This is a genomic window from Thermoanaerobaculia bacterium (genome assembly GCA_035260525.1).
In the GTDB taxonomy this organism is placed as follows: Bacteria; Acidobacteriota; Thermoanaerobaculia; order UBA5066; family DATFVB01; genus DATFVB01.
The window spans coordinates 41619-52786 of the sequence record DATFVB010000073.1; the positions used below are offsets into that span (position 1 = coordinate 41619).

The 11168-nt window shown below is 70.7% G+C and carries 9 protein-coding genes; 4 read left to right on the plus strand and 5 right to left on the minus strand.

Going from position 1 to position 11168, the window contains the following annotated elements; all coding sequences use genetic code 11:
• The first annotated feature begins 13 nt into the window (after positions 1-13).
• Both VKH46_03585 and VKH46_03590 read left to right on the plus strand, forming a co-directional pair.
• On the plus strand, positions 14-1009 hold the full coding sequence (locus tag VKH46_03585; GenBank protein ID HKB69898.1) for an alpha/beta fold hydrolase: 996 nt from the start codon (positions 14-16) through the stop codon (positions 1007-1009).
• Positions 1002-1775 carry a DUF1206 domain-containing protein gene (locus tag VKH46_03590; protein HKB69899.1) on the plus strand — a complete coding sequence of 258 codons (774 nt, stop codon included), beginning with the start codon at positions 1002-1004 and terminating at the stop codon, positions 1773-1775. Before VKH46_03585 ends, VKH46_03590 begins: the two co-directional genes overlap by 8 nt.
• 47 nt (positions 1776-1822) lie before the next feature.
• On the opposite strand, the gene VKH46_03595 is transcribed toward VKH46_03590, so the two are convergent.
• Positions 1823-2134 carry a YciI family protein gene (locus VKH46_03595; GenBank protein HKB69900.1) on the minus strand — a complete coding sequence of 104 codons (312 nt, stop codon included), beginning with the start codon at positions 2132-2134 and terminating at the stop codon, positions 1823-1825.
• 33 nt (positions 2135-2167) lie between these two features.
• Between VKH46_03595 and VKH46_03600 the strand changes: the two genes are divergently transcribed.
• Positions 2168-5038, plus strand: a complete 2871-nt coding sequence (locus VKH46_03600) for an EAL domain-containing protein (protein ID HKB69901.1) — start codon at positions 2168-2170, stop codon at positions 5036-5038.
• Here the strand turns inward: VKH46_03600 and VKH46_03605 are convergent.
• Together VKH46_03605 and moaC are read right to left on the minus strand one after the other, a co-directional pair.
• Positions 5017-5532 carry a MogA/MoaB family molybdenum cofactor biosynthesis protein gene (locus VKH46_03605; GenBank protein HKB69902.1) on the minus strand — a complete coding sequence of 172 codons (516 nt, stop codon included), beginning with the start codon at positions 5530-5532 and terminating at the stop codon, positions 5017-5019. The genes VKH46_03600 and VKH46_03605 overlap by 22 nt on opposite strands.
• On the minus strand, positions 5529-6038 hold the full coding sequence (gene moaC / locus VKH46_03610) for a cyclic pyranopterin monophosphate synthase MoaC (protein ID HKB69903.1): 510 nt from the start codon (positions 6036-6038) through the stop codon (positions 5529-5531). The genes VKH46_03605 and moaC overlap by 4 nt, the downstream gene beginning before the upstream one ends.
• A 35-nt stretch (positions 6039-6073) precedes the next feature.
• Between moaC and VKH46_03615 the strand changes: the two genes are divergently transcribed.
• A complete protein-coding gene (locus tag VKH46_03615) occupies positions 6074-8011 on the plus strand; it encodes an NAD(+) synthase (GenBank protein HKB69904.1) in 1938 nt (645 codons plus the stop codon).
• A 116-nt stretch (positions 8012-8127) separates the two neighbouring features.
• On the opposite strand, the gene VKH46_03620 is transcribed toward VKH46_03615, so the two are convergent.
• Complete coding sequence (locus tag VKH46_03620; GenBank protein HKB69905.1) at positions 8128-8655, minus strand: LptE family protein; 528 nt, start codon at positions 8653-8655, stop codon at positions 8128-8130.
• Between the two features lie 20 nt (positions 8656-8675).
• The gene (leuS, locus tag VKH46_03625) at positions 8676-11156 is read right to left on the minus strand and encodes a leucine--tRNA ligase (protein ID HKB69906.1); all 2481 of its coding nucleotides are present in this window, start codon (positions 11154-11156) and stop codon (positions 8676-8678) included.
• Positions 11157-11168: the final 12 nt, after the last annotated feature.

The following is an 11168-nucleotide window of genomic DNA, read 5'->3' on the forward strand; positions in this document are numbered from 1 at the left end:
TAAGATCGCGCCGATGACCGACGCGAATTTCGGGCCGCCGCGCTGGCTGCGCAACGCGCACCTCCAGCTCGCGGGCGGCGCCCTCCTCCGGAGCCGCCGGCGCGTCGCGTATCGGCGCGAATTCCTCCCCACCCCCGACGGAGACGAGATCCTCCTCGATCATGCGGAATCCGGCCCGGAAGATCGCCCCCGCCTCCTCCTGCTCCACGGTCTCGAGGGGAGCTCGTATTCGACTTACGTCCAGGGACTCGCCGCGCTCGCGGCGGCGCGCCGATGGAACGTCACGGTGCTCAACTTCCGCTCGTGCGCGCGCGATCCGGGCCGGCTCTTTCGCCGCGTCGAGAACCGGACGGCCCGGCTCTATCACTCCGGCGAGACCGGCGACCTCGGCTTCGTCCTCGATCTCCTCGGGCGGCGCGCGCGGTCGCCGATCCTCGCCGCGGGCGCGTCGATGGGCGGCAATGTCCTCCTGAAGTGGCTCGGGGAGAACCGGGGCGCCGGGAAGATCCGCGCCGCGGCGGCGATCTCGACGCCGTACGACCTCCTCGCGTGCGCGCGACACCTCGAGCGCGGCGCCGGCCCGGTCTACACGTCGGTGTTCCTTCGGACGCTCAAGCCGAAGGCGTTCTCGGTCCTGCGCCGGTTCCCGCCGGCGGCCGAGCGCATCGACCGCGAAAAACTCGAGCGCGCCCGGACGTTTTTCGACTTCGACGACGCGGCGACCGCCCCGCTCCACGGCTTCACGGGCGCGGCGGACTACTACGCGCGATCGAGCTCCATCGGTTTCCTGCCCCGAATCGACGTCCCGACGCTCTGCGTCACGGCCCGAAACGACCCCTTCCTGCCGGAGGAGGCCGTCGAGCGCGCCCGCGCGGCGGCGTCGCCCGCGGTCGACTTCCGCGTCACCGCCTCCGGGAGCCACCTCGGCTTCCCCGAAGGCCCGCCCTGGGCCCTTCGCTCCTGGGCGGAGTCGGCGGTCGTCGCGTGGCTGGAAGCCCGACTTGGCTGATCGGATCGTCCGGCGCCTCCGCTTCCTCGGACGCCTCGGCCACTTCGCGCGCGGACTCGTCTATCTCGCGATGGGGTACCTCGCCCTGCGCGCGGCGCTCGCGACGGGCGCCGGCCGCGCCGCCGGTCCGGACGACGCCCTCCGGTGGGTTCTCGGGGAGCGGCATGGGCCGCTTCTCGTCGCGCTCGCCGCGGGCGGGCTCTTCGCGGACGCTTTGCTGCGCTTCGTCGAGGCCTTCACCCGGCGGTCGCCGGCGAGCCGCATCGCGTCCGCGGCCCGCGGCGCCGCCGCCCTCCTTCTCGGCGCCACGGCGCTCCGCGTCGAGCATCACGTCCGGCGCTCCGCGGACGGAGCGGTCGTCCGCAGGAGCGTGGCCTGGCTCCTCGGGCGGAGCTGGGGCCCGCGCGCGCTCGTCGCGGCGGGCGCCGCCGCGGGGGTCCTCGCTCTCTTCGAGATCGCGCAGGGAGCGACGGGCCGGCTGAAGGAGCGATTCCGCCGGCGATCGATGGGGCGGCGGCAGCACGAGTGGGCGGAGACGGTCTCGCGGGCCGGGATCGCGGCGCACGGCGCCCTTCTCGGCCTGATCGGCTGGTTCCTCCTCCGGGCGGGGCTCGAAGGGGATCCCCGCAAGGTCGTCGACGCCGGCGGCGCGCTTCGCCGCGTCGAGCGCCTGCCGTTGGGTCCCGGCCTCCTCGCGGCCATCGCCGCCGGGCTCGCCGCCTACGGCCTGTCGCAGTGGCTGCTGGTGTTTTATCGGCGGGACTAATATCCCGGCGGGCACTCTGAACGGTCCCGCCGCAGTGACCCGCCCCGTCAGCGGGGCGCGGCGGGCGCGAGGGAGTCGAGCGACTCCTTCCCGAACGTCGGAAGCCAGACCTGCAGCTCGTACTGCGCGATCCCTTTCCGGACGAACGGGTCGCCGTCGCGAATCGCGTCGAGATCCTCCCGGGGCGTCGCGTCGGAGACTCGCAGCAGCAGAGCGGCGCCGCTCCGCGGGTCGAACGGACCCGACGCGAGCACGGTCCCGCGCGCGTGGAGCACGCCGAGGTACGCGCGATGCTCGTCCAGGACCGCGAGCACCTCGTCGAGCGCGCGCCGGTAGCGAATGATCGCGATCGCGTACATGCGGCGAGGATAGCATCGGGTACAATCGAGGAAATGACCGACCCGAGCCGGGCGCCGGCGCCGGAGCGGCCCTCGACGCAAGAGATCGTCTCCGAGCTGGAAGCCCTGCTCCAGGCGCAGAGCGATCTCGGTCAGGGCTTCTTCGTCGCCGACGGAGAGAAGCTGGTATCCGCCAACGAGGCGTTCTGCCGGCTGACCGGGTACACGGCCGATGAGCTCCTCGAGCTCCCCTCCCTTCTCGAGCTCGTGCCGGCGGAGGAGCGCCGGGGCCTGCGCCGGCAGCTCCGCCACCGGCGGGCTGCCTTCTCCTCCAAGTACACGTTCGAGACCGCGATCGTGAGCAAGTCCGGAGAACGGGTCGAGATGGAGATCGTCTTCAAGCCCTTCGGCGCGGAAGCGAGCCTCAAGCTGATCGCGGTGGTCCGCGACATCACCGCGCGCAAGAGGGACGAACAGAAGCTCCGCGAGGCGCTCTCGCTCGTGTCCGCCACGCTCGAGTCCACGGCGGACGGGCTCCTCGTCGTCGACGCCGCGGGAAAGATCGTCAGCGCGAATCGACGGTTCGTCCGGATGTGGCGGATCCCGGAGGCGGTGCTCGCGACCGGCGACGACGACGCGGCGCTGTCGGTCGTCCTCGAGCAGCTCTCCGATCCCGATGCCTTCCTGCGGAAGGTGCGGGACCTGTACTCACAGCCCGAAGCCGAGAGCTTCGACGTCCTCCATTTCCGCGATGGGCGCGTCTTCGAGCGCTACTCGATCCCCCAGCGCCTCCACGGCCGGGCGATCGGCCGGGTCTGGAGCTTCCGCGACGTCAGCGAGCGCCACCGGGCCGAATCCGCGCTCCGCGATAGCGAGGAGCGCCACCGGGCCGTCGTGGAGACGTTGAACGAAGGCCTCCTGATCACGGACGGCGCCGACCGCATCCTCTTCTCGAACGAGCGGATGGCGGCGATGACGGGGTACGCCGTCCCGGAGATGGTCGGCCGCCCGGCGAGCGAGCTCTTCCTCGCGCCGAAGGACTGGCCGGCGATCGACGCGCGGAACCGGCGGCGGCTGCGCGGCCATTCCGAACGCTACGAGGTCGAGATGCGGCGCCAGGACGGCACGGTCTTCTTCGCCGAGGTCAACGCGATCCCGTTCCGGAACGCCGGGGGGAGCGTCGTCGGGACGCTGGGCGCGATCACCGACATCACGGAGCGCAAGCGCGCGGAGGACTCCCTCCGCCGGTCGGCGCGCGAATACCAGGATCTCTTCGAGAGCGCCAACGACGCCATCCTCATCCTCCGTCCCGAGTCGCAGATGATCCTGGAGGCGAACCGGAAGGCCTGCGAGACGTACGGCCTGCCGCGGGACCAGATCGTCGGCATGAGCCTGAAGAACTTCACCCGCGACGTTCCCCGGAGCGAGGAGCAGATCCGCCGGATCCTGCGCGAAGGCGCGTCGGAGAACCTCGAGACCGTTCACTTTCACCGCGACGGCACGCCGATCGACCTCCTCGTGAGCTCGTCCGTGGTCGAGTACCGGGGAGAGGGCGCGATCCTGTCGGTCTGCCGCGACATCACCGAGAGCAAGCGCGCGAAACAGGAGATCGAGCGGCTCGCCTACCACGACCCGCTCACCGACCTCCCCAACCGAGCCCGGTTCGCGGACCGGCTCGAGATCGCGCTCTCGCAGGCCCGCCGCGAGGGGTTCCCTCTCGCGATCCTCTTCCTCGACCTCGACCGCTTCAAGGTGGTCAACGACAGTCTCGGCCACAAGGTCGGCGACCTCCTCCTGCAGAAGGTGGCGCTCCGGCTCTCGCAGATGATCCGCGGCGGGGACACCCTCGCGCGGCTCGGCGGGGACGAGTTCATCATCCTGCTGTCGCGGATCGTGCAGGACGAGGACGCCGCGCGCGTCGCCCAGAACGTGCTCGCCCTCTTCCGCAAGCCATTCGTCCTCGGCGAACGGGAGCTCTTCATCACGGCGTCGATCGGGATCAGCCTCTTCCCGCGGCACGGCGAGGACCGGGAATCGCTCGTCAAGAACGCCGACATCGCGATGTACCGCGCCAAGCAGGAAGGACGCGACAACTTCCAGTTCCACACCTCGCAGCACACGCACGACGCGATCCGGCGCCTCGCGCTCGAGACGGACCTCCGCAAGGCGCTCGACCAGGACCAGGTCGGCGTCTATTTCCAGCCCCTCGTCGACACCCGCACGGGCGCGCTCGTGGGCGCCGAGGCGCTCGCGCGGTGGGAGCATCCGCTCCGCGGTCTGCTGAGACCGTCGGAATTCATCCCGATCGCGGAGGAGACGGGTCTCATCGTCCCGCTCGGCGCCCGGATCCTTCGTGCGGCGTGCGAGCAAATGCGCGTATGGCACGCGGCCGGCCGCCCGGAGCTGCGCCTGTCGGTGAACCTCTCCGCCCGGCAATTCCACCAGAAGGAGCTCGCCGCGCAGGTCGACCGCGTCCTGCGGGAGACCGGGCTCGCCGCCGGGATGCTCGAGCTCGAGATCACCGAGAGCATCGCGATGAAGGACGTCGCCGCGAGCGTCGTCGCGCTGCGCGCGTTGAAGGACCTCGGCGTCCGGATCACGATCGACGACTTCGGGACCGGCTACTCCTCCCTCTCGTATCTGAAGAAGTTCCCGATCGACACGATCAAGATCGACCAGGCGTTCGTGCACGACGTCTGCTCCGACGCCAACGACGCGGCGATCGTCCGCGCCGCGATCGTGATGGCCCACGAGCTGAAGCTCGACGTGATCGCGGAAGGCGTCGAGACCGACGACCAGGTCGCGTTCCTGCGGCGGCGCGATTGCCACGTGATGCAGGGGTATCTCTTCAGCGAGCCGGTCCCGTCCGACGCGTTCCACGCCCTGCTGCGCGCGAAGACGGTCTACGAAGCCCCGCCCGGCTGATCCGGGGCGGGATGCGGGGGGCGCTCGCCGCGGACGAGCGCGATCGCGTGGGGCAGGAGCGCGGCGACGGACCGAAAGCATTCGACCGCCCCGCGCGGCGAGCCGGGAAGCGCGAGGCAGACCGTGGCGCCGGCGACGCCGGCGACCTCGCGGGAGAGGTAGGCCGCGGGGAACGCCGCTCCCGTCTCCGCGCGCATCTTCTCCGCGAGGCCGGGAATCTCGAAATCGACGGCGTCCCGGAAGGCCTCGGGGGTCCGGTCCCGGGGCGACACTCCCGTTCCGCCGGTCGCGAGGACGAGGTCGAGCCCCGCGCGGCTCCATCTCCGGATTCGCTCCGCGATCGCCGTCCGGTCGTCGGCCACCACCGCGCTCTCCTCGACGCGGACGTCCGGCAGCGCCTCTCGGCAGGCGGCGGCGAGCGCGGGCCCCCCGCCGTCCTCCCGCTCCCCCGCCGCGACCGCGTCGGAGACGGTGAGGATCGCGACCCGGATCATTCGCGCGGACGTCTCCGGGGTCCCCGGCGCGGCGGCGCGACGAAGCGTCCCGAGCGTCCGCCGCTCTTCTCGACGAGCATGATCTCCGCGATCCGGCACCCCCGGTCGATCCCTTTCACCATGTCGTAGAGCGCGAGGCACGCGGCCGCGACGGCGGTCAGCGCCTCCATTTCGACGCCGGTCTTCGCGTCGGTCGTCGCGCGCGCGGAGACGAAGACGCTCCGCGACGGGGCGTCGAGGACGAGGTCGACCGAGACCCCGTCGAGGGGCACCGGGTGGCACAGGGGCACGATCTCGGAGGTGCGCTTGGCCGCCTGGATGCCGGCAATCCGGGCGACCGCGAGCGCGTCACCCTTCGCCAGCGAGCCGGCGGCGAGGGCCTCGAACGCCGCCGATGAGAGACGCACCTCCCCCCGAGCGACGGCCGCCCGCCGCGTGGCCGGCTTTTCACCGACATCGACCATTCGAGCCCGCCCGCGGGCGTCCACGTGCGATTCGCGTCTCATTTCGAGCGATTGTAAAGGTGAAATAATCCAAGCGCATGGAGAACCCCGCCGATTTCGGGTTCGTCCGGGTGGCCGCCGCGGTCCCCGTGTGCACGCCGACGCGCCCCGACGTCAACGCGAACCGGATCGCCGCGCTCGCGGAGAAGGCCGCCGACGACGGCGCACGCGTCGTCGTCTTCCCGGAGCTCGCGATCTCGGGCTACACGTGCGGCGATCTCTTCCTCCAGAAACGGCTGGAGGAGGACGTCCGGAAGGCCGCGCAGGATCTGGCTGGCGCGCTTCCGCGGTCGGTCGTCGCCGTCGTCGGTGCCCCCTGGCGGTTCCGGGGGATGCTTTTCAATGCCGCGCTCGTCTTTTCCGGGGGGAGGCTCGCCGGCATCGTTCCGAAGACCTTCCTCCCGAACTACAAGGAGTTCTACGAGAAGCGCTGGTTCGTCTCCGGCGCGGCCACCGACGGCGGCGACTGCGTCGTCGGCCGGGAACCGGTTCCCTTCGGCCGGGACCTCCTCTTCCGGGCAGGATGGGAACGGGAGCTCCTCTTCGGGGTCGAGATCTGCGAGGACCTCTGGGTGCCGACCCCGCCCTCGTCGGCCCAGGCCCTCGCGGGGGCGCAGCTCCTGATGAACCTCTCGGCCTCCGACGAGACGATCGGAAAGAGCGACTACCGGCGCACGCACCTCGTCGCGGCGCAGTCGGCGCGGTGCCTCGCGGGGCTGATCTACGTCTCGTGCGGACCGGGCGAGTCGTCGTCGGACCTCGTCTTCGGCGGCCACACGCTGATCGCCGAGAACGGCGCGATCCTCGCCGAGGACCGGCGCTTCCAGGAGGGCCCGACGCTGACCGTCGCGGACGTCGATCTCGACCGGCTCACCGCCGACCGCGACCGGACCGGCAGCTTCGCCGACGCCGCCGCGGCGAGCGCGGCGCGATTCCGGACCGTGACGGTCTCGGAGAAGGCGGCCGCCGCCCGGAAGTTCACCCGGCGCATCGAGCCGGCGCCCTTCGTTCCGGCCGACCCGGCGACGCTCGACGCCCGCTGCGAGGAAGTCGTCCAGATCCAGACCGGGGGACTCCAGCGCCGCCTGCGACATCTGGCAAAGCTCCGGCCGGTCATCGGCCTCTCGGGCGGCCTCGACTCGGCGCTCGCCGGCCTCGTCTGCGCGCGGACGCTCATGAAGATGGAGGTCGCGCCGCGTGCGCTTCTCGCGGTTTCGATGCCCGGCCCCGGAACTTCGGCTCGCACCCGGGAGAACGCCCGGAAGCTCGCCGGGTCCCTCGGCGCGGAGCTGCGCGAGATTTCGATCGACGCGGCGCTCGCGCAGCACTTGAAGGACATCGCCCACTCGGGCGCGCCCGACCGGACCTTCGAGAACGCGCAGTCGCGCGAGCGCACGCAGATTCTGATGGACCTCGCCAACGCCGAAGGGGGCGTCGTCATCGGGACGGCGGACCTCTCGGAGATCGCGCTCGGCTGGTCGACCTACGGCGGCGACCACATCTCGATGTACGACGTCAACGCCTCCGTCCCGAAGACGCTCGTGCGGCAGGTCGTGGCCTGGTTCGCGCGCGGCGGCCCTCCCGCGCTCGCGGCCGTACTCGAGGACATTCTCGGGACGCCCGTCTCCCCCGAGCTCCTGCCGATGCGGGACGGCGCGATCCACCAGAAAACGGAGGAGATCCTCGGCCCGTTCGAGCTGCACGATTTCTTCCTCTATCACTTCCTCCGCGGCGGCGACCCCCCTCGGAAGCTCCTCTTCCTCGCCGCGCGCGCGTTCGACGGCGTCTACCCGGAGGACGTCCGCGTCAAGACGCTCCGCACCTTCCTCACCCGTTTCTTCGCGAACCAGTACAAGCGCAATGCGATGCCGGACGGGCCGAAGGTCGGCACGGTCGCGCTCTCGCCGCGCGGCGACTGGCGCATGCCCGCCGACGTCTCCGCGGAGACCTGGCTGGCGGATCTACCGGAGGATTAGTCGAAAGCCACAAAGTCGAAAGTCAAAGGTCAGGAGGCGAGCGGCGGGGGCCGCGGACCTCGGCTTTTCAGACCGCCGTTTTCGACTTTTGGACTTTCGACTTTCGACTTTCCCTGTCAGAACCCCTCGAGCATGCTCGTCACGAGCGACTGCGCGAACCGGTCCGCCTCGGCGTCGATCGCGACGTTTTCGAGGTCGGAGTAGTTCGAGGCGCCCACACCGCCGCCGGCCGCGTCGTAGTTCTCGCGGAACGTGTAGGCGTCGTTCTTCCAGAGGACCTTTCCCGACGGAATCTCGGTGAACGCGACCTTCGCGGTGATCTGGATCTGGTACCGGGTCGCGCGTCCGAGCGAGTCCGCCGCGACCGGATAGAGCGCGAAGCCGACGATCTCGCCGGAGAGCTCGGCGTCTCCGTCCCCCTCTTTCGGCGAGACCGAGAAGCGCCCGCGCGCGGCCAGCTCACGGACGACGGCCGACGAGAGCCTCTGCTCGAGGCCGACCCGCGGCGTCGAGTTCTTGAACGTCGGAAACGCGATCCGTTTGATCGTGTCGGGAAGAAGGCTGCCTCGCCCGACGAGCGCGTAGCCGCACCCGCCGGTCCCGGCCGCGAGCGCCAGCATCAACGCGGCGACCGCGCGCCTCAACGGACGATCCAAGCTCGTCCTCACCGGACGACGACGTTGACGAGTCGGTCGGGCACGAAGATGACCTTCACCCTTTCCTTCCCCGCCATCCACTTCGCGATCGACTCCGTCCCCTCCGCCGCTCTCAGGACGTCGGCCTCCGCGGCGCCGCGCGGCAGCGTGACCTGGCCGCGGAGGCGGCCGTTGACCTGCACCGCGAACTCGGCCAGGACTTCCCGGGCGAGGGCGGGATCGAACGCGGGCCAGCCGCTCCGGAGCAGGGTCTGGCGGCCTCCGAGCCGCTCGTTCAGCTCCTCGGTCAAGTGCGGTGCCACGGGATGCGCGAGGGCGACGAGGGTTCGCGCCGCCGCGTACTTCTCCGCGGCCGGCGCCGCCTCGTCGGCGACGAGATCCGCCACTTCCCGCACGTATTCCATCAGGTGGGCGACGGCGGTGTGGAACGAGAAGGCCTCGAAGTCCTCCGTCACCTTCCGGACGGCCGCGTGCCGCGCGCGGACCGCGGGAGAATCCGCCCGATCCTCCCCTCCGGCGGCGGGAGGCGCCGCCTGCTCCGTCAGCTTGTCGACCGTCGCCCGGAGCCGCGCGAGGAATCGTTCCGCGCCCGCGATTCCCTGGTCGCTCCACTCCGCCTCGAACTCCGCCGGCCCGAGGAAAAGCACGTACGTCCGGACGACGTCCGCGCCCCGGGCGGCGATCAGCGGGTCGAGGGAGACCGCGTTCCCGCGCGATTTCGACATCTTCTCGATCCGTCCCGTCGGGCTGATTCGCGTGATCATCCCCTGGTTGAAGAGGGCCGCGAAGGGCTCGTCCACGTCGACGAGGCCGAGCTTTCTCATCACCCGCGCGAAGAAGCGCGCGTAGAGGAGGTGAAGGATCGCGTGCTCGATCCCGCCGACGTACTGCGTGACCGGCGTCCAGCGGCGCGCGATCGCGGGGTCGAACGGCGCGCGCGCGTCGTGCGGGTCGAGATACCGCGCGTAGTACCAGGACGAGTCGACGAACGTGTCCATCGTGTCGGTCTCGCGGCGGGCGGGACCGCCGCATCGCGGGCAGGACGTCCGCACGAAGGCCTCGACCTTCTCCAGCGGGTTGCCTCCCTTCCCCGTGAACGGGGCGTCGGGCGGAAGGACGACGGGGAGATCTGCGTCGGGCACGGGCACCCAGCCGTCCTTCTCGCAGCGGATCATCGGGATCGGCGTCCCCCAGTAGCGCTGCCGGGAGATCAGCCAGTCGCGGATCCGGTAGGTCACCCGGCCGCGTCCCCACCCGTTCCTCTCGAGGGTCGCGATCGCCTTGCCGACGGCCCCGGGGCCGTTCGGGGTGCCGTCCCACTCCCCCGACCGGTAGAGGAAGCCCGCGTCGGGAGACGCGGCCGTCATCGCCGCGGGATCGAGCTCCCCCCCGTCGGTGCGATAGACGGGGCGGATCGGAAGGCCGAACTTGCGCGCGAACTCGAAGTCGCGCTGGTCGTGGGCCGGGACCGCCATGATCGCGCCGGTCCCGTAGTCGGGGAGGACGAAGTTCGCGAGCCAGATGGGAAGGTTCTCGCCGTTGACGGGATTGACCGCGAACGACCCCGTCGGGAGGCCTTCCTTCTCCGCCCCCTCGGCTTCCCGGGTGATCCGGGACTCCCGGCGGACTTTCGCGGCGAACTCCTCGATGCGCCCCGGGTCGCCGCTCGACGCCGCGAGCCGCGAGACGAGAGGATGCTCCGGGGCGAGCGCGAGGAACGTCGCGCCGTACAGCGTGTCGGGGCGCGTCGTGAACACGGTGAGCGTCTCCCCGAGCGCGGGGACGAAAAAGTTCACCTCCGCGCCGACGCTGCGTCCGATCCAGTTCCGCTGCATCGTCAGGACCTTCTCGGGCCACTTCCCCTCGAGGGCGTCGATCCCGGCGAGGAGCGACTCGGCCTCGTCGGTGATCTTGAAGAACCACTGCTCGAGCTCGCGCTGGACGACGGGGCTCTTGCAGCGGTCGCAGATCCCTCCTTCGGCCTGCTCGTTGGCGAGCACCGTCTCGCAGGAAGGACACCAGTTCACGGGAGCCTTCTTGCGGACGGCGAGACCCCGTTCCCACATCCGGAGGAAGAACCACTGGTTCCAGCGGTAGTACTCCGGTTCGCACGTCGCGATCTCCTTGCTCCAGTCGTAGAGAACCCCCCACGACCGGAACTGCTCCTTCATCGCGGCGATGTTGGCGAGCGTCGACTGCCGCGGCGGAATGCCGACCTGGATCGCGTAGTTCTCCGCGGGCAGGCCGAAGGCGTCCCATCCCATGGGGCAGAAGACCGTCTGTCCGCGCTGTCGCCAGAAGCGGTGCAGCGCGTCCGTCAGGAAGTAGGTCCGCGCGTGCCCGACGTGGAGGCGGTCGCCCGACGGATAGGGAAGCATGACGAGCAGGTAGACGCCCGAGACCGACGGATCGGCGGTGTCGACGAAAGCGATTCGCTCGTCCTCCCAACGCCGGCGCCATTTGACCTCGATCTCTCGCGTGTCGGACATGAGCGAGCCAAT

Excerpts from the sequence above, each read along its gene's own strand:
- VKH46_03585 (HKB69898.1), top strand. The coding sequence starts at position 14 with ATGACCGACGCGAATTTCGGGCCGCCGCGCTGGCTGCGCAACGCGCAC.
- VKH46_03595 (HKB69900.1), bottom strand. The coding sequence starts at position 2,134 with ATGTACGCGATCGCGATCATTCGCTACCGGCGCGCGCTCGACGAGGTG.
- VKH46_03600 (HKB69901.1), top strand. The coding sequence starts at position 2,168 with ATGACCGACCCGAGCCGGGCGCCGGCGCCGGAGCGGCCCTCGACGCAA.
- VKH46_03605 (HKB69902.1), bottom strand. The coding sequence starts at position 5,532 with ATGATCCGGGTCGCGATCCTCACCGTCTCCGACGCGGTCGCGGCGGGG.
- moaC (HKB69903.1), bottom strand. The coding sequence starts at position 6,038 with ATGAGACGCGAATCGCACGTGGACGCCCGCGGGCGGGCTCGAATGGTC.
- VKH46_03615 (HKB69904.1), top strand. The coding sequence starts at position 6,074 with ATGGAGAACCCCGCCGATTTCGGGTTCGTCCGGGTGGCCGCCGCGGTC.
- leuS (HKB69906.1), bottom strand. The coding sequence starts at position 11,156 with ATGTCCGACACGCGAGAGATCGAGGTCAAATGGCGCCGGCGTTGGGAG.